The organism is Planotetraspora phitsanulokensis (assembly GCF_016863295.1).
Lineage (GTDB): Bacteria > Actinomycetota > Actinomycetes > Streptosporangiales > Streptosporangiaceae > Planotetraspora > Planotetraspora phitsanulokensis.
The window spans coordinates 75,266-95,476 of sequence record NZ_BOOP01000048.1 but is presented as its reverse complement, the minus strand read 5'-3'; the positions used below and the strand labels follow the sequence as shown (position 1 = coordinate 95,476).

Genomic DNA, 20,211 nt, shown 5'->3' with positions numbered 1-20,211 from the left:
CCGACACCCCCAGAGTGGAGGACCACCGAAACCACGCGGAAACCCCCTGAAAGAGCACCAGAAACGCCCCGAAACCCATCAGCACGACCGGAGCCCACCTCCTCGTCGCTGATGGGTTTTTTCGTGTCTCCAGACACCTCCTGACGCATCCGACGCACATGACGCACCACGACGCACCGTCCAGAACGCGCTGAGCTTCACGCAGAGAGACGAACAGACGGTGTCCGGTACCTCCGGAACCCTCCGCGATCACAAGCGCTTAGAGACGATCTCAGAGCTTTGAGAGGACAAAAACAAGATCATCAACGAGATGGGACTGACTGTGCGGTCGCCGGTCGGCAATGGTCTGGTTTCGTGCCAATGAACAACGTCGCCTATCCCCGGTTTTTCGAAAGTGTGTTCGAAAGTGTGGGAGCCGGCCACTGCCTCATCGTTACCCGACCGTTATAAGACCGTTGGCGGATCGTTAGTAGAAACTGGCGTGACGCGCTTATGACCTGCCCTAATGTCGTTAACGTGCAATCACTACGAACCGCAGCAACCGCCGGAGCCGCCGCCATCGGCGCAGCTCTGGCCGTTACTGCCATCACCGCGCCAGGGGCGGGCGTGCGGCTCATTGCCGCAGACCCGACCACCCCGGCCGAGCAGGCGACGGTCTACGTCACCGGCCCGGCCGGACCTCCCGGACCCGCCGGACCCATGGGACCCCAGGGCGACCCCGGACCCGCCGGAGGCCAGGGAGCCCAGGGCATCCAGGGCGACCCCGGACCCGCCGGACCCGCCGGACCCCAGGGCGAGAAGGGCGACCCCGGAGAGCCCGGAGTCGCAGGCCCGACCGGTCCCAAGGGCATCAAGGGCGACACCGGCGCGACCGGACCCCAGGGGGTCCCCGGACCCCAGGGAAGCCCCGCGCCGACCGTCGCCCCGTCCGGCATCCCCGGACCCAAGGGCGACACCGGACCCGCCGGACCCAAGGGCGCTCCCGGCGCTCGTGGTGCCGACGGCAAGCCCGGCAACATCGGCCCGGCCGGACCGATGGGAGCGGCAGGCCCCAAGGGCAACACCGGAGCCACCGGAGCCACCGGAGCGACGGGCGCGACCGGAGCCACCGGCCGCACCGACGTGGCCGTCTCGGGAACCTCCCGGCCGGACCCCCGGACCACACCGACGCCCCGCGCGACCGGGTGGCCGTCCCCGTGGCCGTCCCAGTGGGACGACGGCGCGGACATGACGGCGACCGCCCCGGTTTCCGGGTCGGCGCTGTGGCTCCCGCTCATGCTCGGATGGGGGCTGTTCCTCGCGGTGACGTTCGTCGTCATCCTCCGAGGCATCGTCACCAGGGCGGCCCGCGCCGCCTGGAGGATGACCCGCGCGGCCCTCAGAAGGTCCCGTAAGCCCGCTGACAGCGGAACCGCTGTCAGCCCCACCCGCGAAGACGCGAACGCGTCCTAGCCCGACTCAGGGCCGCCCGGACCGTCCGGGCGGCCCACCCCTCACAACGCCAGGAAGGCGAAGAAATGCAGATCATCAGCACCGAGCCCGTTGACGTTTACGACGCGATCGACGCCGTTACCACCAGGTGGGACAAGACCTATGGCCGCCAGGGCATCAGCCGCCCGACCGGCGCGGTCATCCTCGGGCAGGCCGCTACCGGCCTCCTGACGGACCTGTCGACCGCCGAGAAGGAGACCAGCGTGGCCGACCGGCTGATCACCGGCGACGAGCTGACCGACCTGCCCCCGGCCGTCATCGCGACCCTGGGCACCGGTAAGACCGCCATCAAGTTCACGACGTACCACCTGATCGGGCTGCACGTTGCGGCACAGATCGGCCTGGGGTCCGCCACGATCGCGGACCTGAACAAGCTGCCCGGCACCAGCGCCGCCCAGGTGATGAAGATCCTGGCCGAGCTGCCGAGCATGGCCGACTACAAGGCCCAGATTGAGGCCCGCCGGAAGGCCGCCGCCAAGAAGGCCGCCGACACGGCCGCCGTCTCCCTGGTGTTCAAGTTCGCCGAGAAGTTCAAGGCGGACCACACCGAGGAGGTTTACGCCGAAGTCATGGCGGACCGGTCCCTCACCTGGGACGAGGTCCAGGTGATCATCGCCCAGAACGTCCAGGCCAAGGACGCCGCCGACAAGGCCGACGCCGACAAGGTCGACGCCTAGCAACCCCTAGGCGGGTCGCCCGCGCCCATATCGCGGGCGGCCCGCCGCTCCACCCAACACCACCGCCACACCCTGAGGAGACCCCCCGATGTTCGTTCCCCGAGAGACCGCCCTTCTGGTCCGCGACCAGGCCGCCCAGGCCATCCGCGCCTACAACAACCACAACCGGACCTGCCGCGCGTGCGAGGCCGCAGGCGAGCCGTGCGCAGTGTCCGGCATGCTCCAGCGCGGAGCCGCAGGCATCGCCCGCGAAGCCGAGCACGCCCTAACGGCCTACATGCCGAAGGGCACCCGCGTGATCTACGCGGGCAGCCAGCGCCAGCTCCACGGCATGTGGACCGTGGACGGCCCGGCCCCGCGCCGCCCGTGGGGCGCGTACGTGCTCAAGTCGCCCAGCGGTCAGACGTTCGTCGCGTCCCTGCTGTCCCTCAGGCTCGACGAGGCCGAGGCCATGGCGCGCGACCGGTACGAAGGTGTTGCGTTCGCGGCTTCCAGCCTGTGCGCCATCCTGGCCCGTCTCGGTTCGCCCCTGCTGGTCACCGTGGACCGCACCGACCGGGGACAGATCGTCGTCACGTGGAAGAGCAGCGAATACGTGGAGATCGAGGCGCGCGCCCTCCGCATGCCGGAGGGGCAGGAGCGCTCTTACCTGGGGTCCGCTCTGTTCCTGCTCCAGCAGCTACGCGCGAACGTGTCCGGCCGCAGCTGGGCAGCTGTCGCGCGCGTCGTGTCCAACGTCCGCCGCGTGAACGCGCAGGTTGAGCAGCTGCCGCGCGCGACGCGATAGCTCACGCGACGCGAGCCGCGCCGACAGCGGAACCGCTGTCGGCGCGGTTTCGCGCCCCCGGGGGTCCCCGGCCGGGGGGCCGGCTGGACCGGATGCGCCTGTGTACCTGGGCAAAGGAAACGATCTTGTAGTGTTGTGGGGTTCCGTTTGTGCGCTGGGGGGTGCCGTGGTCGGGGCTTGTGTTGGTCCGTGTAATGCGAGGTCGCGCCGGGCGTGGGCCGCTTATGAGCGGGCGGTCGTGGAGCATGCGGACGCGGTGGACGTGTGGGTCGCCGAGGGGGAGAAGGGGGAGTGCCCGCCGGAGCCCGACGAGCCGCAGCTTCGGTGGAGGCCGGGGGACCCTCGCGTGTGTGGTCGGTGTCGGGCGACGACGAGGAATGCTCTGCTGGAGATCGAGGCGTTCGCGGCGAAGCTGGCGGCCGAGGTGGATGGGTTCCGCCCTCCTTCGAAGTGGTCGCGGGTGTCGGGGTCGCGCCCGAAGCCGGATGTGTCGCCGGTGAGCGACTTGCTGGAGGCGATGACGGGGGAGTTGGTCGACTTCGAGGACCGCGCCCGGACCATCACGTTCGCTCCGGAGCGGTTGACGGGTGCCCGGTCTGCGGTGGCTCGGTCGAGGTCGATCGCGTGGCTGGTGGAGCGCCTCGACTCGGTTCTCGCTCGGGAGGAGTTGACGGGCCTGGTCGAGTGGTCGCTGGCGCACCGGATGAAGTTGGAGCGGCTCGTGGGGGATGAGCCGCCCGACTGGACGCCGGCGCGGTGCCGGTGCGGGGAGCGGTCGTTGCGGTGGGACGTCCAGGCCGGGTTCTACGTGTGCGGGGCGTGCGAGGCCCACGTGAGCGAGGCGGAGGCGACGGGGCGGGTCGACGACGAGGCGGGCGCGTGGACTCGATAGCGGTTCCGCTGTCGGCTTGCGCCGGGTCGGTTGGTGTGTAACACTTCCGGGCGACGGAGAGACGTGTGCCCTCAGGCTTCTGGCCTGGGGGTTTTCTGCTGTCTGGGGGTGATCGTGGCCCCCGGTGGCGGCAGTGCGGATTCGCCCGGATGCCCGGCTACGGCGGAGATCGCGGCGACGAGGTTGGACCGGAAGCCGGTGACGATCCGCCAGTGGGCGCGCCGGTACGGCGTTCGCGTGCTTGGGCGGGCCGGCCGGTCGGTCGTGTACGACTTCGACGATCTGGCGACGATCGAGGGCTGCATTTGGCGGCGGGACGACGTCCCGGAGACGCCCGAGGAGCGTGACCAGCTGCGGGCGAGGCTCGCGGCGGCGTAAGGGAGTGCGTGTGGGCGGTAAGCGGGTGTCGGGCGCGGAGCGGGTTCGCCTGGCGGCGGAGTTGCGGCGCCGGTATGAGCTGGGCGAGTCGATCCGGGAGCTCGTGGTGTGGTCGGGCCGGTCGTTCGGCCTCGTCCGGGAGCTGCTGCTGGAGTCGCGCGCGTCGATGCGTTCGCGTGGCGGAGCTCGGCCGGGCCGTCGCAAGAAGGCCGCGGCCGAGTGAGGCGCGTCGCTGGTGTGGTGCTGCTGTCGGTCCCGTTCGTCGGCCTGATCGCGGCGCTGGTCGCGGACTACGGCTGGTGGCGCGCGGTGGTCATGATCGGTGTGGTTGCCGTGGTGCTCGCGTGCGTCCTCGGTGGGCTGTCTCTCCTCATGCCGCTAGGTCAGCCGCGGCCGAACCGGACGTCGTCGACGCCGCGCTGAAACTGCATGTCCTCGGCCGTAGTGAGTCTTCTCGCTGGCGGCGCGTCCTCGAGGAGCGCCGACAGCTCCGTGTAGGTGTCGCGGTCGGCAGGTGTCGGCGCCCAGCCGCGGGCGGCGTTCGTGGTGCGTCGCGTGGTCGACCAGCTGACGCGCCGGTTGAGCGTGACGTACGCGGCCTGCGGGTTGTTCCGCCAGAGGTCGAGCAGCTTGTCGCCGTCGTGGCCGGCCGGGAGGTTGCGGGCGAGGAGCATCGCCATGCGTCCCCAGATCTCGGGCACGGGCGTGGTGTTGTCGGGCATGGCTGGGCCTTCCGTTCGCGCGAATGATGGCGGCCGCGCTTGGGCGCGCGGCATCGCGGTGCGTTCGTTGGAATCCTCAGCCGGAGCTGCCAGGCCGGCCCGCGTGGTGCCGAGCCGTACGAGTTGAGCGTAGCTGGCGCTCCCGACAGTCCGCCGGACGTTCGACTTCGATTGCGTCGCGCTCCGAATCGTGTTCGGTTTCGCGCGCATTCAAGATCGCAGAGAGAGGGACATAATCCAGGTTATGTCACTGTCTCTGTGCTACGCTCGCGAGTGATCGTTTAGACCCCTCGCGAAAGGCTCGCCATGAGCGACCACACACCCGGCCGACGCCAAACGGCCGAGTGGCCCATCTGGGTACTCCTCGTCCCCACCCGCCCCTCGGCCGGGGACCTTGCACGGCAACTCGACTTCGACCCCGCATGGATCCAGGCCCGGACGCCCGACCACCCCGGCCGGCCGTACGTCACCTGGCGCACCACCGAGCTGGCGCGCATCACCGCGAGGGTCAACGTCCCGATGTCCGGCGCGGACCTCGCGCCCGACGTCGAGCGCGAGCTCCTCGACGCGGCCGCCCACGCGATCAACGCCGTGGCGCTGGGCCTCGACCCCGACAGCAACAGCCACGAGGCGGTCGACCGACTGGCCCGCCTCGCACTGCTCACCGGCAACGACACCAACCCGCCGCTCGACTTCCTCCACGGGGTTGCGATGGGGGAGGGGTGGGCCCGATGAGCGAGTTCGACCGCCTGATCCACCTCACCGGCTGGGTCGGAGAAACCCCGGACGGCAGCGACGCCGCGTACCTCCTCCTCACCACGAACGACCCCAACGCGCCGAAGGTGATGCCCCTCGTCGCGAAGTCGCTGGGCATGAACCCCCGCCGCGGCTCGGTCACGATGCAGCCGATCGGCGACTCGTACGTGTCGGTCAGCACGGACCTTTGGGCGGCGCTCCACTTCGGAGACGACAAGTTCGAGCGGCCGGTCGACGCCGACTGGGCGATGCACGCCATCGGGCAGAACCGCGTCGTCGTGACGGTCGGCTACCTCCCCATGCCGGCGGGGCTCGACCCGTGGACGTACGCGGAGGACGCGGGCGCGATCAGCCAGGTCGTCCTCGGCATCTTCCCGGCGCGCTCGGCCGAGGTGACGCCGTGAACGAGCGCGACATCCGGCGCGGCCGCGCACAGTACGACTCCCTGCGGCTCGAATCACTCACGGAGCTCCGGGCTCTCCTCCGGTCGGTGCAGGACACCGCGAACAGCCTGACCGGGCGGATTGAGTTCGGACGCCTCGACCGGTACGACATGGACTCGGTGGCCGCGCTCGTCGACGCCGCGGTGGCGGCCGGCCGTAAGGCGGCGGAGCTGGCGGTGTTCGACAAGGTGGAGCACCTGGTCCCCACCGTGGATGACGCCGACGACGAGGCGGGCTCGTGACGGCCGAACTGGTCGAGACGGGCGGCGGTGAGATCGCGGTCGCGGTCGACCTGCCGCCCCTCATCCTCGACCTCACGCGGGCCTGGCTCTGGTCGTTCGACTCTGTGAACACGCGCCAGGCGTATGAGCGGAACATCCGGCGATGGTTCGACTTCTGCGCGGAGACCGGCCTCGACCCGCTGGAGGCGCGGAAACCGCACGGCGACGTGTTCGCCCGGTGGTACGCCGAGAACGCCCCGCGGCCTCCGGCGCCGAAGACGGTCGCCCAGCTGCTGGCGGCGGTGTCGTCGTGGTACGAGTACCTGCACGAGACCGACGCCATCGACGCCAACCGCTTCAAGAAGGTCAAGCGGCCGAAGATCCCCCGGAAGCACTCGGAGACGGTGGCGCTGACGAAGTCGGAGGCGCAGGACGTGCTCCGCGAGGCCGACCGCGACCACGGCCGGGAACAGCTCCGCACGTCGGCCGTGATCCGGGTGCTGTTGCAGGTGGGTCTCCGCGTCTCCGAGGTGGTCGACGCGCAGATCGAGGACCTCGGGTTCGCCCGCGGCTACCGGACGCTGCGCGTGATGGCCAAGGGTGCCAAGCCTCTGGTCAGGCGGCTCCCGGTGGAGACCGTGTACGCGCTGGACCTCTACCTCGCGGAGCGGGCGCGCCGTGAGGGTGTCGAGATGAAGGACCTGACGGGCCCGATCTTCGTGACCGGTCCGGGCCGGCCGTGGCCGCGTACGAAGGCGTGGGAGATGGTCCGGCGGATCGCGAAGCAGGCCGGGATCCAGTCGAAGGTGGGTCCGCACACGCTGCGGCACACCTACGCGTCCCTGGCGCTCGACGGCGGTGCGTCGCCCCGGCAGGTCCAGTTGGACCTCAACCATGAGGACCTGGCGACGACGGAGATCTACTGGCAGGCACGTGACCGGCTGGAGAAGGACACGTCGCAGCTGGTGGCGTCGCAGCTGGAGTAGGGAGATGTCCCAGGTGAGAGGCTGTAAGTGCCTGCGGTGAGAGGCTGTAAGTGCCCGCACGACGACTGGGAGATGTGCATCGAGGGGCAGGTCTACGGCCCGTGCGGGGACGATAATTGCGGCGGTGTGTGCTCTCACATGGGGTATTGCACGTGCCCGGTATGTCACGCGGGCGCGTAGCCGTACGCGTTGCGAAGGATTTCACGGTGGCGTTCGCGGGGGATTTCGGCGACGATCGCGCGCGTGATTTCGTCGACGAGTTGCAGCACCAATTTATGCGAAGCTTTGCGACGACCCCCGTAGGGCATTTAATTTAATGTAGGAATACGGCGAGGTCGCCTAACGTGTCGCTTGGGCGGGTCGCTACGCTGGCAACAACAAGGTAAGTCCCCGGCAGGGTGCTGTAACACCCTGATTCCCCGGGGACCGGACCTTGCACCTGCGGGTTCAGCTAGGACTTGCGCCTAGCTGGGCCCGCCCCCACCGACCATCCAGGTGATGACCTCCAGGAGCACTCGGGTTGCGAGTGGCGCCCAGGGCTTCCAGTCGAACTGGCCGCCTTCGTCATCGCCGTCGTGATCAGGTCCCCGCCTCCGGCGAGACTTCACTTGACTTCACCCCCCCGGCTCCGGGTGTTGCGAGTGGTCGGGGACCGACCGTCCGGTGCCGAGCTGTCGATCCCCGTTAACTCGGGATCGGCTCTGAGCCAAGCGATGCTCCGCGCGAGTGGCGGTACATGGAAAGCCTAGGACATCTGCGGTTCATGAAGTTGTCCCGCTGCCGGATTCGCGCCACGAATGGACCAAGAAACTAGCTCGGCGCGGGCAATTCGTTCCCGAAATACGTGATTGCCCGGTTTGTGAATCGGCGTTGCACACTAGGTGTGGTGAATTCGGCACAGGCTGACCCGCCCCGATTCGATCTCTGTACGGATGTCACAGTGCCCTAAGTCACATGCATGTGAGTTCGGGCCTCGCCGCCGCAGATCTTCGCATTCCGCGCGTTCGGACCGTTTCCGGTCACCGCGCGACGATCACACGCGCGTCTGTGGTGCACGGTGACGCGCGTTCGCGACGTTCCGCGTATCAGTGGATCACTCACAAGATGATCTTGTTACAAGCGCTCTGAGACGTTGTCGCAGGTCAGCGACATAACGACACGTGCGGGCGGCGGCCAACCCGACTACTCCCAGTCGGTCCCACCACCCGTCGCCCGCACGCCCCGCCACGAACGAGCACCAGGAGGCCGCATGCCCGGTAAGACGGCGTGGATCCACAGCTGCGGCGGCATCAACCTGGGCAACTGGAAGGCCCGCGACGTGTGCAACGGGTGCCGGAAGGTCGTGGCCACGGGAGAGTCCGTCGAGCAGTACCGGATGACCCGCGTCTGGTGACGTCGGGCGGGCCTCAGCTCTGCGGGCCGGGCGGCACGTCCATGAATGCCCAGTGCGTGACGTGGCAGTCGTCGCTCCCGGCCGCCGTCCTCATGGTGAAGCCGTCGAAGTACCCCAGGTCGACGCCCTCCTCGAAGGTCTCCCAGATCCAGACCATCCGGTCTGTGGGCGGAGCCGTAGCGGCCTTGTCCTCGTAGTCGAACGGACGCCAGGAAACCCCGGTCTGCGCAGTCATGCCGGACATCGTGCCACGCGCCTTACCGATCACCCACCGAGGAGAACCGCCGTGGCGTTGCGCCCTCCCTTCCAGTACTACGGCGCGAAGGGCCGACTCGCCCCGTTCCTCGCCTCCCTCCTGCCCAAGCACGAGGTCTACTGCGAGCCGTTCGCCGGGTCCGCCGCGGTGTTCTTCGCCAAGAAGCCCGCGAAGATCGAGACGATCAACGACATCAACGGCGACCTGGTGGCGTTCATGCGGACGCTCCGGGACCAGCCGCGGGCCTTGCAGCGTGCGATCCAGCTCACGCCGTACGCGCGCGAGGAGCACAAGGCCGCGAAGCTCGGCGACACCACGGCGTCCGACCTCGAGCGGGCGCGCCGCTGGTGGATCCAGTGCTCGCAGTCCCGGTCGGGGGAGGCCGGAGCGTCATGGCGGCGGCCGACGTCACGGACCCGCGTGAACAACCCGGTCGGGGCGAAGCGCGCCGGCGCCGCGCTGCGGTGGCACGCGGCGCGGCTGCGTGAGGCGTTCATCGAGAACTGCGACGCCATGGAGCTCATCGCCCGCATGGACTCGCCGCAGACTGCGTTCTACCTGGACCCGCCGTACCTGCGGAGCACGCGGAACGCGGCCGGGTCGGGCCGCTACGTCCGGGAGATGGACGAGGACGACGAGCATGTCCGGCTCCTCGACCTGCTGAACTCCTGCCAGGGCACGATCGTCCTGTCCGGCTACCAGTCGGAGCTGTACGACAAGGCCTTGGCCGGGTGGCGCCGCATCGACTACCGGGTACGGCAGACGGCTTCTGACCTGCGCACCCACGCGGTTGAGTCGATCTGGGTCAACCGGTAGATGGCGCTGCGCCTGGTCCCGATCAACCTCGCCCAGGCCCGCGCGTTCGTCGAGCAGCACCACCGCCACCACCGGCCACCGCCGGGCCACAAGGTCTCTGTCGGCGTGGCCGACGAGGACGGTGTGCTGCGCGGCGTCGCGATCGTGGGCCGGCCCGTGGCCCGTCTTCTGGACGACGGCTTCACGGTGGAGGTCACCCGCACCGCGACGGACGGCGCGCGGAACGCCAACAGCATGCTGTACGGCGCGGCCTGGCGGGCGGCTCGCGCGCTCGGGTACGTCCGGGCGATCACGTACACCCAGGAGGGCGAGTCCGGGGCTTCGCTCCGCGCCTCCGGGTGGAAGCCCGTCGCGGAGTGCCCGCCCCGCCCAGGCTGGGACTGCCCGTCGAGGCCGCGTAAGGCCTCCGGCAACGAGAACGTCGCGCGGACCCGCTGGGAGATCACCACCAGCTGACCGCCGCGCATCATCCCCTCACCCTCGGAGTCCGCCATGCATTGGCACACCGTCGACCACAACAAGGACGACCACCCCCGGGGCCGGCTGGTCCACCGCGGGTGGTGGCTCAGCGACCTTCCCCGCCTGATGCTGCTCTGCCGTTTCCGTGGCCACCGGCCGGTCGTCGGCGGTGTCGGCTCGGTCACGCGTGACGGCATCGGCTACGTCTCACGCTGGGTGGAGTGCGACCGGTGCGGTGTCCGGCCGGAACCTCAGGGCAACCTCAACCCCGCCGTGCGCGAGATCGGCCAGCCGTACACCGGCCCGTGGATCGGGCCCACGCGAATGCTGGCGGCGTACGCAGCCATGTCGTTCCTCGGGCTGAAAGAGCCGCCGGTCCACCAGGACGACGTCGACAAGCCCGGCCCGTGGCCAGAAAGCCCACGCGGCGGGATCGGCGGTGAGATCGTCGTCGGCCGTGCTGCGGGCGGGCTCTCCGTAGAGGTGAAGGTCGGTAACCAGGGGAGCGAGCAGGTCCTGGCCGCGAGCCTCCACCTCGGCCCGCTGCTCGCCCTGTACTTCCACACCGAGCGGTTCGGCCAGTGGGTGCAGCGGAGGCTCAACCCGACCGGCCACGACTCGCGGGTCATCGAGCTGGGCTTCGATCACTGGCACCTTGTGTGGGAGCTGTGGGCCCGCCGCGGCGAATGGTCGCGTGACGACCCGTGGTGGATGCACGGGAACGTCAGCTTCGACCTGGTGGAGAAGTTCTTCGGCCCCAAGCGCTACTCCTACGAGGATGCGGTCCCCGTGCCCGCGCGCGGCACCGTCACCATGCCCGAGGGCGACCAGCACGAGGTGGAGCTGCGGCTACGCCGCGAACGCTACGGCCGGCCGAGGCTACGCCGACGCGCCCGCCTGTCGTGGTCGGCCGAGTGGGCGGTACAGAAGGGCAGCCGCGGCATCCCCTACCGGAGCGACGGCAACTACCACGGCGAAGAGATCTGGTCGTCGTCAGTGCCAATCTCCGACGAGGCGGTGAACGCGGGCACCTGGCAGACCGCCGCGCTGGCCCAGATCGTCCAGCAGATGTCGGACCTGCGGGCCCGGTACGACTACTACCCGAAGGAGAACGTCTGATGGAGCTTCAGCGTGTCGTCCCCGTGTACGGCGAGGTCACGGCGGTACAGGTCACGGAGGAGAACGTCCTTGAGGTCGCCGCGTGGATCAACGAGACCGGCCAGGCCGACATGGTCGTCGGCGAGGTCGCCAAGACGGGCCTGGCGGAGCACACCATCGACATGCACACCCAGGAGGGCGTGCAGCGCGCCAGCATCGGCGACTGGGTGGTCCTCGACCCGCACGGCGAGATCTACCCGGTGCTCGGGTCGGTCTTCCCGCGCCGCCTGAAGTCCGCCAACGCGGAGGCGTAGCGCATGCGACTTCAGACCCTGCTGCTGCCGCACGTCGTCGACGGGCAGAAGGTCACCGAGCCGTTCGCGTTCATCGTCGACCAGGCGCCGTCGAGCGCCGCCGCGGCGGCGTACGCCGACGAGATCCTGACGTCGCAGTGGCGTGACTTCGCGGCCCAGTGCGGCGCGCGGGCGGTCATCGTGACTCCGGAGACGGTCCAGGTCGGCTCGGAGCAGGCGGAGCCGATCACGCTGCCGGTCTCGTTGGAGCTGGTCGACCCCGAGGACGAGTCGGACACGCATGTCCCGGACGACGCGGACCCGGCCGAGTACGGCACGCCGCCGGCGACCGGGTACCGGCTGGTGTCGTTGGCCGAGGTGATCGCGCGGGGCTTCCACGAGACCTACGAGCGGCTGGCGCCGACGTACGGCTACACCACGAGGCGCGAGTCCGCCGTGCTCTGGAATGACGTGCCCGCGTCGAACAAGGCGCTGATGGTGGCCACGGTCCAGTCGCTGCTCGACCAGGGCGTCATCAGCCGGAGCGGCGGGTGAAGTACACGCTGATCCTCGCAGGCGACGCGGTGGCCGCCAGGCTTCGTGTCTGACATCATCGGGACCATGGGTAACGGCGACGAATCAGACGCCCTGTACGACAGCAAGGGCAACCTGATCGACGATCAATACGTGGAGGACGCCATTGCCGACGTCCACCGCGCGATCGACGAGGGCCGCGTGGCCGCCCCGAACCCACGCGCTGACTAAGGCCATCAGGGCTTGTTCTCCTCAACGGCTGGCACCGTGGGCACCGTCTTGTAGCGGCCGCGGGTCGCCTCGGCCCTGACCTGCTTGATGTGCGCGTACGGCACCCACTGAACGTGCTTCACGTGGACGTGCGGGGCGTTCGCCGGGAACGACGTCGTGGTCCACGTGATCAGCGCCTCCCAGTCGGCCTCTCCGGAGCCGACCTTCCGCCTGGCGAGTAGGTAGGCACCGCGCGGGTCCATCTCGCCGGGCGGGTGGTAGTCGACGAGCGGCGGCACCCACACGGGCCAGGCCGAATCGTCGTACGCCTGCGGCCTGTTCACGCTTCGATCTCGCGGAGCACCCGCGCGTAGAACTCGCTGATGCTGCCGCCTTCCCACAGGGTCTCGGCGTTGTCGTCGGGGTCGCCTGCGCGGGCCACGGTGATCCGCAGGTCCCACCTGGAGACCTCCCGCAGCTTGATCACGTCGTCGTTGCGGTGCTCCCAATGCGGGAAGAACGGCGCAGCGACCGCCCACGCGGCCGCGCGCAGGTGCTCCATGACCTCGACGGGCTCGCTCATGTCGTCTGCCTCCTCCTGGCTAGCTCCTCGTCGCAGGACGAGCCGAGCAACGCCGCGGCGGCGGACACCTCCACAAGCTGCTCGGGCGTCATCCGCGCGAGCGCGGGGCCGAGGCTTTCCAGGTCGCCCCGGTAGGCCAGACCCAGCGCGCCCTGCGCGGCCAGCGTCAGCCTGAACCTCTCCAAGGCCTTCCCGAGCGACGCGGCGCCAGCCTTCAACGCCTCCTCGACCTGCGCCCAGTCGGGTGCCTGCTGCTGCTCCGTCATCACACGCCTCCGCTCCTGGCGCGCCGCGCGGCCGCCAATTCCATCTTTCACCGCGACCGGAGGTCACGTGCCCGAGATCGTTCCCCAGACGTACAGCCTCGTGCCGGTCGGCGACCTCGAGCCGCACCCGGAGAACCCTCACCGCGGCGACGTGGACGTCATCGCTGAGTCGATCGACGCGAACGGCTTCTACGGCACGGTCCTGGTCCAGAAGTCCCGGATGCGGATCATCGCTGGTGAGCACCGCTGGCGTGGCGCGCAGGCGAAGGGCCTGCCCGCGGTGCCCGCCGTGGTGGTCGACGTCGACGACGAGACCGCCAAGCGGATCATGCTCGCCGACAACCGGACGGCGGAGTTCGGCGAGTACGACGAGGCGGTCCTGTCGGACCTGCTGCGCGGCCTGCCCGACCTCGACGGAACCGGCTGGTCCGACGACGACCTGTCGGAGCTCCTCGACGGGCTCGACAGCGACATCGAGATCGTCACCGACTCTCCGGCCGAGCGGCGGCCCGCCCCGGTGGAGAAGTCGCCCAGCCGGCCACGGGAGGACCCGGACGACGACCTCGACGAGGAGGACGAGGACGACGGCGAGGACCTGGACGACGAGGACGAACCCGACGACGACGGCGAGGACGACGTCCCGCCGCCGCCCCGGCCGAAGGCGGGCCTGACCGCAGACCTGCTCATCACGCTGACCGCCGCCGAGCACGACGAGGTGACCGTCCTGTTCGGCCGTATCCGCGAACGCGACGGCAACACCAGCACCGCCCAGATCGTCCTGGCCGCGCTGCGGGCCTACGCCGCTCAGTAGAGGGGAGCCCGCACATGGTTGTCAGCAAGGCACGCCAGGTCGAGATCTCCCAGCGGCGGCATCAGGCCGTACAGATGCGGATCGCCGGTGTGTCCCCCACGGTCATCGCGGAACGGCTGGGCTACTCGGGCGCGGCCGCCGTGTCCAAGGACGTCGACCGGGCACTCCAGAAGGCCGCCAAGCAGGAGCACATGGCGTCCGAGACGCTGCTCAAAATGGAGATCGACCGGCTGGACCGCATCATGGCCAGCCTGTGGCCGAAGGTCCTCAAGGGCGACATCAACGCGTGCGAGGCCGCGTTGAAGGTCATCAACAAGCGGTCGTCGCTGCTGGGCCTGGACCTCATCAACCGCAACGGCGTCGCCGACACCGACATGGCATCGCTGCTCGGCAACCTGCTGCTGACGCTCCAGAAGCGGCACGATGTGCCCGACCCGGACATGGACGCGATCCTCGACATCGACGTGATCTCCGAGATCGGCACGGGTGACGAGGAGTGAACCCGACCATCCTGACCTTGTCACCGAAGCAAGAGCGGTCGATCGCGGAGAGCACGGCCCGTCTGAACATCTGGTCGGGGGCGATCCGGTCCGGCAAGACGATCGCCTCCCTGCTGCGGTGGATCATCTACGTCGCGAACGCACCCCGCGGTGGGTCGCTGGTCGTGGTCGGCAAGACGTCGGACACGATCGCGCGAAATGTGTTCGACCCGTTGATGGACCCGGCGATCACGGGGCCGATCTCTCGCAGGATTCTGTATACGAGAGGCGCGCCGACCGCGAACATTCTGGGCCGCCGGGTCGAGATCATCTCGTCGAACGACGCCCGGTCGGAGAACCGGCTGCGAGGCATGACGTGTGCCGGGGCCTACGTTGATGAGGCCACGCTGATCGAGCGGGAGTTCTGGGACCAGTTGCTGGCCCGACTGTCCGTCCGGGGTGCGTCGTTATTTGCCACGACGAACCCCGATGCGCCGAATCACTGGCTCAAGCGGCAGTTCCTCGACCGGCGGCATGAGCTTGACCTGCGGCATTGGCATTTCACGCTCGACGACAACACCGCCTTGGACCCGGCGTACGTGCGGGCGCTCAAGGCCGAGTACACGGGCCTTTGGTACAAGAGGTTCATCCTCGGGCTCTGGGTCATGGCCGAGGGCGCGATCTACGACATGTTCGACCCGGACCGCCACGTCGTCGACGAGCTGCCCCCGATGGAGCGGTGGCTGTCGGTCGGCGTCGACTACGGCACGGTCAACCCGCTGGACGCGGTCCTCGTCGGCGTGTCCGTCCCGGACAAGGAGTTGCAGCGCCGCATCTACCTGGCGTCGGAGTTCAGGTACGACTCCCGCAAGGAGCGGCGTCAGCTCACGGACGGGGAGTACGCCGACAAGCTCACGAACTGGCTGGACAACGTCCCGGAGACCTACGGGCCCGGCACGTACGGTGTCCGGCCGGAGTGGCTGATCGTCGACCCCAGCGCCGCCAGCTTCATCCAGCAGCTCTACCGCAGCGGGTTCGCCCCGACCATGGGCAACAACTCGGTCCTCGACGGCATCCGCACCGTGTCCAACCTCATGGCGGCCGACCACCTGCGGGTGCACAGGTCCGTGAGCGGTTTCCTCGACGAAGTCGGGTCGTACGCCTGGGACGACAAGAAGGCCGAGCGCGGCGACGACGCGCCGGTCAAGACGGACGATCACGCCCTGGACGCCGTCCGGTACGCCCTTCACACGACGCAGGCCGCATGGCTCCCGCTGCTGGAGCCCATCGCCGCCTGATAGACGCGCACCCCTGCCTTGGCGGGCGGAGGGGGTGCGCCGCTCCGCACTTCGCGTGCGTCGAGCCCGGCGCGGTCCCGGTCCCGTAGTTGAGGGGCTACGGGCCGGGGCTGCGCCCCCATCAACGTCCCTCACCAGGAGGAACAGCCTTGAGCCAGGTCATCCCCACCACCGGCCGGATCGTCCGGTATCGCGGCAAGGAAGGCATCCACGCCATCCGCGCCGCGATCGTCACCGCAGACGTGACGACGCTCGACCCCCGCGGCGTCGAGGTCGGCGCTGTGCCGCCGCTCGACGACGAATTCCACGTCCACCTGTGGGTCTTCACCCCGGGCCGGCTCGGCGGCTTCCACGAATACAACGTCGGCCCCGGCGTCGACCCCGGCACATGGCACTGGCCCGAGCGGGTCTCGTGACCGAATCGACCATCACGTCCGCGCAGGCCGCCCTCCGCGCGGCCGAGGTCCTCGAGCGCGCCGACTGCGAACCGAACCCCGCGATGGTCGAGGCCAAAGTCTCGATCGCCGAGGGCTGGACGGGGCTGGCCGTAGCGCTGGCGGAGATCGAAAACCACTGAATAGGAGGGTGGCGAATGCCGCTTCCCGAGCATGACCAGAAGTGGCCGCCGCCAGACCAGCACAAGCAGCTGCGGCTCTACACGCAGCACGGAGCTTGGTACGCCGGTGACGCCGAGGTGCTCTCGCAGGTGTACGGCGGAGGCACGCGGCCCGCCGTGGGGATGGACCCGAAGGGCTGGGACCGCCCGAACTCCCGGATGAGCGGCTACATCAACCGCATGTCCCGGTGGTTCTGGGGTACCCCGACGCCGGCCGGGCAGAGCAGGGCGACGAAGCTGCACATCCCGATCGCCGCTGACATCGCGTCCACGTCGGCCGACCTCCTGTTCGCTGAGCCGCCGACGTTGAAGCTCAAGGGCAAGACCGGGCAGAAGCGCATCGACTCCGTGCTCCACGAGGCGGGCGTGTACGGCTCGCTGCTGGAAGCGGGCGAGCTCGGCGCCGCCTACGGCGGTGTCTACTTGCGGGTCGGATGGGACACCGAGATGTGCGACCACCCCGTGGTCGACGCGCTGCCGCCCGACTCCGCTGTGCCAGAGTTCCGGACGGGCCGGCTCTCGGCGGTGACGTTCTGGCGGGTCGTCCGGGAAGACGACGGCGAGGTGTGGCGGCACCTGGAGCGGCACGAAAAGGGCCGGGTCTACCACGGCCTGTACCTGGGCGACGAGGACACGCTGGGCATGGCCGTCCCGCTGGAGGACGACCCGGCAACGGCTGAGTACGCCAAGATCGTGGACTCCGATGGCGGCTTCGACTCCGGGTACCCGAAGGGGCTGTTGGTCCACTACGTCCCGAACATGCGGCCGCATCGCAAGCTGCGGGGCACGGCGCTGGGCCGGTCGGACTACGACGGGACCGAGCCGATGATGGACGCTCTCGACGAGGCGTGGACGTCGTGGATGCGCGACCTGCGGCTCGGCAAGGGCAGGATCATCGTCCCGGACGTCTACCTGACGAACATGGGCAAGGGCCAGGGCGCCATGTGGGACCCGGACCGCGAGGTCTACTCGGGCCTCCAGATGCTGCCTTCGCCAGACGGCGGCAGCATGATCACCCTGTCGCAGTTCGCCATCCGGGTCGCCGAGCACGCCGAGACGTGCAAGAGCCTGTTCACACAGATCGTCCGGAGCGCCGGGTACTCGGTGCAGAGCTTCGGTGAGGGCGGCGACGGCCAGGCCCAGACGGCGACCGAGATCCACATGCAGCGGCACCGCTCGTACTCCACCCGGGGCCGGAAGATCGGCTACTGGACGCCAGCCCTGGCCTGGCTGACGGAGGCGATGCTGAGCGTCGACCACGCCGTGTTCAAGACGAAGGCCGTCGCCGAGCGCGGCGTCATCGAATGGCCGGACGGTGTCCAGCCGGACCCGGAGGCGCTGTCACGGACGCTCGACATGCTGAACCGGGCGCAGGCGGCAAGCCTAGACACCAAGATCCGGATGCTGCACCCCGACTGGGACGAAGACCAGGTCCAGGCGGAGAAGGAACGGCTGCGCGACGAGCTCGGGCTGAACGTTCCGGACCCGGCGACCATGAAGGAATCGTTCGTCCCTGACGCCGGCGAGGAGTGATGGCGGCCTCTCCGGCCGGGGCGATCGCTGAGGGTCTGGAGAAGGCGCGGGCGCTCGCGGCCATGTATGCGGACGCGGAGGCGGCGCTGCTGGAGCGCATCGCCAATCGAGCGGGCGAGGACGTCGACAGCGACGAGTCGGCCGAGTCCTGGGCGTCCAAACGGCTGAGCGAGGTGACCCAGCTCCGGAAGGAAGCGGAGCGGATCATCCGCCGCCTCGAGGCGGCCGCGAAGGCGGCGGCCGAACGGGCGGTGCTGGAGACGTGGTCGTCCGGGATGGACGCCGCGGTGGTCGGCGCGGTCCTCCAGGTCCACGATGACAAGCTTCGGAAGCGGCTGGACAAGGTGCTGCGGGACGCCCGCGCGCTCGGGTCGAAGAACATGATCAACCCTGGTCAGGGTGTCGCCGAGCTGGCCGCGCAGACGGTCCGCATGGTGACCTCGGTCCACGAGGGAGCCCTGCGCGCCGTCGAGGACATCTATCGGAAGGTCATCGCCGAGACGGCCGGCCGGGCGCTCGTCGGCGCGGAGACGCGCCGCGATGCCGTCCAGCGGGCGCTCAACAAGTTCACCGACGCGGGCATCAGCGGGTTCGTCGACAACGCGAAGCCTCCTCGGACGTGGGGGATGCGCGAGTACGTCGAGATGGCGATGCGTACGGCGACCGCCCGGGCGGCGGTCGACGGGCACCTGACGACGCTGCGGAACGCAGGGATCGACCTGGTGACGGTGTCGCGTCTGCCGTACACGTGCAAGGTGTGCGGCCCGTGGGAGGGCAAGATCCTCACCATCGACGGGTCCGCCGGGACCCGGGTGGAGGAATCAGCGCTCACCGGCGTGCAGATCTTCGTCCAGGTCGAAGGGACGGTCTCTCAGGCCCGCCTCGCTGGGCTGATGCACCCGAACTGCGGCCACAACCTGAACGCCTACATCCCCGGCATGTCGAGGCCGGCCCCGGTCGTGCACTCGGAGGCGACGTACGAGGACGTGCAGCGGCAGCGCTACCTGGAGCGGCAGGTCCGCCTCCAGAAGCGCCGCGCCGCGGTGTCGCTCGACGACGCCGCGCGGAAGAAGGCGGACGCCAAGGTCTCCGACCTACAGCGTCAGCTCCGGGAGCACACCAAGGCAACCGGGCTGCGGCGGCGGTCGGAACGCGAACGCGTCGAGGCCCTGCCGAAAGACCTGACGGAGCTGTCCGACGAGCAGATCAGCGAGCAGGCCACGAAGTTCGGCAACGACGAGCAGTCCATGGCCAGGCTCGCCCAGGAGATGGAGCGACGCGACGCGGAGGACGAGGCCGCGCGGAAGGCCGCAGGGCCCGCCGCGGCGGACGACCCGATCGCCGCGCTGTCGGAGATCCACACCATGGGCGACCTGACCGACGACCATCTGTCGGCGCTGATGGACCGGTACCGCGACGACGAGCAGGGCCTGGCCCAGGTGCTCGACCAGCTGGACCGGATCGAGGCGGCCACTCGCGAGCGTGAGCAGTGGTCGTGGAACTGGCGCGAGGAGGAGACCGACGAGGACCGCCGGATCTCCGACCTCATCGCCAGCGGCGGCTACTCCTACATGGACGCCTACGCCGAGGTCCACGGCCTGGACGCGGGCGAGCTCGACCGTGCGGAACGCCGGTCGCTGCTGGAAGCCGAGCGAATGCCGGGCGAGAAGATCGACGCCACGGTGCGCCGCTTGTACGCCCAGTGGCTCGACCAGCTGCACAAGCAGGCCGAGGAGGCGACGAAGGGCAACCTCCTCAACGCCGAAGGCCGCGCCGCCCGGGTCAGCGACCTGTCGCTGTTCTCCGGGCCGGCCTCGAGGGCCCGCAAGTACGCCAGCGAGGAACTGTTGCGCTGGTGGGCGGACCACCCGCGGCTCACGTTGACCGAGTTCCGCGCGCAGTGGCTTGGACGTCAAGCCGACCGCGACGCGGCCGCGCAGATCCGCGCGGGCGGCGCCGGGAGGGAGTTCGGCGTATGAGCGTCTCGGAGACCGACCGCCGAGCGGCGGTGACGTTCGGCCGTCTCGCCGGCGAGCGGGGCATGCCGATCACGGCCTGCCCGTACTCGGTACGCGGTGACGGCAGGCAGCGTGCGCTGCGGCTGCTGTGGATCCGCACCTACGTGCGCTACCGGCCGGACCCCGACCAGTAGCACCAATTCTTTCCGTTTCGGCCCGTCAGGCGCGGGCCTCCTTCTTATCCGGCGACCACGC

General features: G+C 69.4%; 31 protein-coding genes. 26 read left to right on the top strand and 5 right to left on the bottom strand.

The features are described from left to right. The first annotated feature begins 606 nt into the window (after window positions 1-606). The 7 genes from Pph01_RS39450 (at window position 607) to Pph01_RS39420 (ending at window position 4,648) form a co-directional block, all read left to right on the top strand. Window positions 607-1,452: a collagen-like protein gene (locus Pph01_RS39450; protein WP_204078379.1), complete on the top strand. Its 846-nt coding sequence runs from the start codon at window positions 607-609 to the stop codon at window positions 1,450-1,452. 65 nt (window positions 1,453-1,517) lie between these two features. Continuing rightward, window positions 1,518-2,168 (top strand): hypothetical protein, encoded by a 651-nt coding sequence (locus tag Pph01_RS39445; RefSeq protein ID WP_204078378.1) that lies wholly within the window; start codon window positions 1,518-1,520, stop codon window positions 2,166-2,168. An 88-nt stretch (window positions 2,169-2,256) separates the two neighbouring features. Further along, a complete protein-coding gene (locus Pph01_RS39440; RefSeq protein ID WP_204078377.1) occupies window positions 2,257-2,955 on the top strand; it encodes a hypothetical protein in 699 nt (232 codons plus the stop codon). A gap of 496 nt (window positions 2,956-3,451) precedes the next feature. Beyond that, entirely contained in the window at window positions 3,452-3,847 is a 396-nt protein-coding gene (locus Pph01_RS39435) for a hypothetical protein (protein ID WP_204078376.1), read from the top strand. A 198-nt stretch (window positions 3,848-4,045) separates the two neighbouring features. Continuing rightward, on the top strand, window positions 4,046-4,225 hold the full coding sequence (locus Pph01_RS39430) for a hypothetical protein (protein WP_204078375.1): 180 nt from the start codon (window positions 4,046-4,048) through the stop codon (window positions 4,223-4,225). A gap of 10 nt (window positions 4,226-4,235) precedes the next feature. Next, on the top strand, window positions 4,236-4,448 hold the full coding sequence (locus tag Pph01_RS39425) for a helix-turn-helix domain-containing protein (RefSeq protein ID WP_239117349.1): 213 nt from the start codon (window positions 4,236-4,238) through the stop codon (window positions 4,446-4,448). Next, window positions 4,445-4,648 carry a hypothetical protein gene (locus Pph01_RS39420; protein WP_204078373.1) on the top strand — a complete coding sequence of 68 codons (204 nt, stop codon included), beginning with the start codon at window positions 4,445-4,447 and terminating at the stop codon, window positions 4,646-4,648. The genes Pph01_RS39425 and Pph01_RS39420 overlap by 4 nt, the downstream gene beginning before the upstream one ends. Here Pph01_RS39420 and Pph01_RS39415 read toward each other — a convergent pair. Beyond that, a complete protein-coding gene (locus Pph01_RS39415) occupies window positions 4,609-4,947 on the bottom strand; it encodes a hypothetical protein (RefSeq protein WP_204078372.1) in 339 nt (112 codons plus the stop codon). The two genes, Pph01_RS39420 and Pph01_RS39415, sit on opposite strands and share 40 nt — an antisense overlap. A 306-nt stretch (window positions 4,948-5,253) precedes the next feature. On the opposite strand from Pph01_RS39415, the gene Pph01_RS39410 reads away from it, so the two are divergent. The 5 genes from Pph01_RS39410 to Pph01_RS39390 all read left to right on the top strand — a co-directional run bounded on the left by Pph01_RS39410 (window position 5,254) and on the right by Pph01_RS39390 (window position 8,746). Beyond that, a complete protein-coding gene (locus Pph01_RS39410; protein WP_204078371.1) occupies window positions 5,254-5,682 on the top strand; it encodes a hypothetical protein in 429 nt (142 codons plus the stop codon). Further along, a complete protein-coding gene (locus Pph01_RS39405) occupies window positions 5,679-6,107 on the top strand; it encodes a hypothetical protein (protein ID WP_204078370.1) in 429 nt (142 codons plus the stop codon). The genes Pph01_RS39410 and Pph01_RS39405 overlap by 4 nt, the downstream gene beginning before the upstream one ends. Beyond that, window positions 6,104-6,388 carry a hypothetical protein gene (locus tag Pph01_RS39400; protein ID WP_204078369.1) on the top strand — a complete coding sequence of 95 codons (285 nt, stop codon included), beginning with the start codon at window positions 6,104-6,106 and terminating at the stop codon, window positions 6,386-6,388. The genes Pph01_RS39405 and Pph01_RS39400 overlap by 4 nt, the downstream gene beginning before the upstream one ends. Beyond that, the gene (locus tag Pph01_RS39395) at window positions 6,385-7,353 is read left to right on the top strand and encodes a tyrosine-type recombinase/integrase (protein WP_204078368.1); all 969 of its coding nucleotides are present in this window, start codon (window positions 6,385-6,387) and stop codon (window positions 7,351-7,353) included. Before Pph01_RS39400 ends, Pph01_RS39395 begins: the two co-directional genes overlap by 4 nt. A gap of 1,249 nt (window positions 7,354-8,602) precedes the next feature. Continuing rightward, window positions 8,603-8,746, top strand: coding sequence for a hypothetical protein (locus Pph01_RS39390; protein WP_204078367.1), 144 nt, complete (start codon window positions 8,603-8,605; stop codon window positions 8,744-8,746). Between the two features lie 13 nt (window positions 8,747-8,759). Here Pph01_RS39390 and Pph01_RS39385 read toward each other — a convergent pair whose 3' ends face one another. Further along, window positions 8,760-8,981, bottom strand: a complete 222-nt coding sequence (locus Pph01_RS39385; protein WP_204078366.1) for a hypothetical protein — start codon at window positions 8,979-8,981, stop codon at window positions 8,760-8,762. 51 nt (window positions 8,982-9,032) lie between these two features. Between Pph01_RS39385 and Pph01_RS39380 the strand changes: the two genes are divergently transcribed. From Pph01_RS39380 to Pph01_RS39355, 6 genes are all read left to right on the top strand, one after another. Beyond that, window positions 9,033-9,818, top strand: coding sequence for a DNA adenine methylase (locus Pph01_RS39380; protein WP_204078365.1), 786 nt, complete (start codon window positions 9,033-9,035; stop codon window positions 9,816-9,818). Continuing rightward, window positions 9,819-10,274, top strand: coding sequence for an XF1762 family protein (locus tag Pph01_RS39375; protein WP_204078364.1), 456 nt, complete (start codon window positions 9,819-9,821; stop codon window positions 10,272-10,274). Window positions 10,275-10,310: 36 nt separating this feature from the next. Further along, window positions 10,311-11,396, top strand: a complete 1,086-nt coding sequence (locus tag Pph01_RS39370; RefSeq protein ID WP_204078363.1) for a hypothetical protein — start codon at window positions 10,311-10,313, stop codon at window positions 11,394-11,396. Continuing rightward, on the top strand, window positions 11,396-11,689 hold the full coding sequence (locus tag Pph01_RS39365; RefSeq protein ID WP_204078362.1) for a hypothetical protein: 294 nt from the start codon (window positions 11,396-11,398) through the stop codon (window positions 11,687-11,689). The genes Pph01_RS39370 and Pph01_RS39365 overlap by 1 nt, the downstream gene beginning before the upstream one ends. A 3-nt stretch (window positions 11,690-11,692) precedes the next feature. After that, window positions 11,693-12,223, top strand: coding sequence for a hypothetical protein (locus tag Pph01_RS39360; RefSeq protein WP_204078361.1), 531 nt, complete (start codon window positions 11,693-11,695; stop codon window positions 12,221-12,223). 66 nt (window positions 12,224-12,289) lie between these two features. Next, the gene (locus Pph01_RS39355; protein ID WP_204078360.1) at window positions 12,290-12,433 is read left to right on the top strand and encodes a hypothetical protein; all 144 of its coding nucleotides are present in this window, start codon (window positions 12,290-12,292) and stop codon (window positions 12,431-12,433) included. 5 nt (window positions 12,434-12,438) lie between these two features. Here Pph01_RS39355 and Pph01_RS39350 read toward each other — a convergent pair whose 3' ends face one another. Genes Pph01_RS39350 through Pph01_RS39340 form a run of 3 tightly spaced genes read right to left on the bottom strand, consistent with a single transcriptional unit; the run spans window position 12,439 to window position 13,264 of the window. Next, window positions 12,439-12,756, bottom strand: coding sequence for a hypothetical protein (locus Pph01_RS39350; RefSeq protein WP_204078359.1), 318 nt, complete (start codon window positions 12,754-12,756; stop codon window positions 12,439-12,441). After that, window positions 12,753-12,995, bottom strand: coding sequence for a hypothetical protein (locus Pph01_RS39345; RefSeq protein WP_204078358.1), 243 nt, complete (start codon window positions 12,993-12,995; stop codon window positions 12,753-12,755). The genes Pph01_RS39350 and Pph01_RS39345 overlap by 4 nt, the downstream gene beginning before the upstream one ends. Continuing rightward, entirely contained in the window at window positions 12,992-13,264 is a 273-nt protein-coding gene (locus Pph01_RS39340; protein WP_204078357.1) for a hypothetical protein, read from the bottom strand. The genes Pph01_RS39345 and Pph01_RS39340 overlap by 4 nt, the downstream gene beginning before the upstream one ends. A 64-nt stretch (window positions 13,265-13,328) precedes the next feature. Here Pph01_RS39340 and Pph01_RS39335 point away from each other — a divergent pair, with 64 nt between their 5' ends. The 8 genes from Pph01_RS39335 to Pph01_RS39300 all read left to right on the top strand — a co-directional run bounded on the left by Pph01_RS39335 (window position 13,329) and on the right by Pph01_RS39300 (window position 20,150). Continuing rightward, a complete protein-coding gene (locus Pph01_RS39335) occupies window positions 13,329-14,072 on the top strand; it encodes a ParB N-terminal domain-containing protein (RefSeq protein WP_204078356.1) in 744 nt (247 codons plus the stop codon). A 14-nt stretch (window positions 14,073-14,086) separates the two neighbouring features. Then, entirely contained in the window at window positions 14,087-14,572 is a 486-nt protein-coding gene (locus Pph01_RS39330) for a hypothetical protein (protein WP_204078355.1), read from the top strand. A 17-nt stretch (window positions 14,573-14,589) separates the two neighbouring features. Then, on the top strand, window positions 14,590-15,849 hold the full coding sequence (locus Pph01_RS39325) for a PBSX family phage terminase large subunit (RefSeq protein WP_204078354.1): 1,260 nt from the start codon (window positions 14,590-14,592) through the stop codon (window positions 15,847-15,849). 149 nt (window positions 15,850-15,998) lie between these two features. Continuing rightward, window positions 15,999-16,265, top strand: coding sequence for a hypothetical protein (locus tag Pph01_RS39320; RefSeq protein ID WP_204078353.1), 267 nt, complete (start codon window positions 15,999-16,001; stop codon window positions 16,263-16,265). Further along, complete coding sequence (locus tag Pph01_RS39315; RefSeq protein WP_204078352.1) at window positions 16,262-16,426, top strand: hypothetical protein; 165 nt, start codon at window positions 16,262-16,264, stop codon at window positions 16,424-16,426. Before Pph01_RS39320 ends, Pph01_RS39315 begins: the two co-directional genes overlap by 4 nt. A 15-nt stretch (window positions 16,427-16,441) precedes the next feature. Further along, window positions 16,442-17,998, top strand: a complete 1,557-nt coding sequence (locus Pph01_RS39310) for a phage portal protein (RefSeq protein ID WP_204078351.1) — start codon at window positions 16,442-16,444, stop codon at window positions 17,996-17,998. Next, window positions 17,998-19,977 carry a phage minor capsid protein gene (locus Pph01_RS39305; protein ID WP_204078350.1) on the top strand — a complete coding sequence of 660 codons (1,980 nt, stop codon included), beginning with the start codon at window positions 17,998-18,000 and terminating at the stop codon, window positions 19,975-19,977. The genes Pph01_RS39310 and Pph01_RS39305 overlap by 1 nt, the downstream gene beginning before the upstream one ends. Next, complete coding sequence (locus Pph01_RS39300) at window positions 19,974-20,150, top strand: Rmf/CrpP fold protein (RefSeq protein ID WP_204078349.1); 177 nt, start codon at window positions 19,974-19,976, stop codon at window positions 20,148-20,150. Before Pph01_RS39305 ends, Pph01_RS39300 begins: the two co-directional genes overlap by 4 nt. Window positions 20,151-20,211: the final 61 nt, after the last annotated feature.

What these genes read in the sequence shown, in the direction of transcription:
- Pph01_RS39445 (WP_204078378.1), top strand. Translation starts at nt 1,518, where the DNA reads ATGCAGATCATCAGCACCGAGCCCGTTGACGTTTACGACGCGATCGAC.
- Pph01_RS39440 (WP_204078377.1), top strand. Translation starts at nt 2,257, where the DNA reads ATGTTCGTTCCCCGAGAGACCGCCCTTCTGGTCCGCGACCAGGCCGCC.
- Pph01_RS39415 (WP_204078372.1), bottom strand. Translation starts at nt 4,947, where the DNA reads ATGCCCGACAACACCACGCCCGTGCCCGAGATCTGGGGACGCATGGCG.
- Pph01_RS39410 (WP_204078371.1), top strand. Translation starts at nt 5,254, where the DNA reads ATGAGCGACCACACACCCGGCCGACGCCAAACGGCCGAGTGGCCCATC.
- Pph01_RS39405 (WP_204078370.1), top strand. Translation starts at nt 5,679, where the DNA reads ATGAGCGAGTTCGACCGCCTGATCCACCTCACCGGCTGGGTCGGAGAA.
- Pph01_RS39390 (WP_204078367.1), top strand. Translation starts at nt 8,603, where the DNA reads ATGCCCGGTAAGACGGCGTGGATCCACAGCTGCGGCGGCATCAACCTG.
- Pph01_RS39385 (WP_204078366.1), bottom strand. Translation starts at nt 8,981, where the DNA reads ATGACTGCGCAGACCGGGGTTTCCTGGCGTCCGTTCGACTACGAGGAC.
- Pph01_RS39375 (WP_204078364.1), top strand. Translation starts at nt 9,819, where the DNA reads ATGGCGCTGCGCCTGGTCCCGATCAACCTCGCCCAGGCCCGCGCGTTC.
- Pph01_RS39370 (WP_204078363.1), top strand. Translation starts at nt 10,311, where the DNA reads ATGCATTGGCACACCGTCGACCACAACAAGGACGACCACCCCCGGGGC.
- Pph01_RS39365 (WP_204078362.1), top strand. Translation starts at nt 11,396, where the DNA reads ATGGAGCTTCAGCGTGTCGTCCCCGTGTACGGCGAGGTCACGGCGGTA.
- Pph01_RS39360 (WP_204078361.1), top strand. Translation starts at nt 11,693, where the DNA reads ATGCGACTTCAGACCCTGCTGCTGCCGCACGTCGTCGACGGGCAGAAG.
- Pph01_RS39355 (WP_204078360.1), top strand. Translation starts at nt 12,290, where the DNA reads ATGGGTAACGGCGACGAATCAGACGCCCTGTACGACAGCAAGGGCAAC.
- Pph01_RS39345 (WP_204078358.1), bottom strand. Translation starts at nt 12,995, where the DNA reads ATGAGCGAGCCCGTCGAGGTCATGGAGCACCTGCGCGCGGCCGCGTGG.
- Pph01_RS39330 (WP_204078355.1), top strand. Translation starts at nt 14,087, where the DNA reads ATGGTTGTCAGCAAGGCACGCCAGGTCGAGATCTCCCAGCGGCGGCAT.
- Pph01_RS39310 (WP_204078351.1), top strand. Translation starts at nt 16,442, where the DNA reads ATGCCGCTTCCCGAGCATGACCAGAAGTGGCCGCCGCCAGACCAGCAC.
- Pph01_RS39305 (WP_204078350.1), top strand. Translation starts at nt 17,998, where the DNA reads ATGGCGGCCTCTCCGGCCGGGGCGATCGCTGAGGGTCTGGAGAAGGCG.
- Pph01_RS39300 (WP_204078349.1), top strand. Translation starts at nt 19,974, where the DNA reads ATGAGCGTCTCGGAGACCGACCGCCGAGCGGCGGTGACGTTCGGCCGT.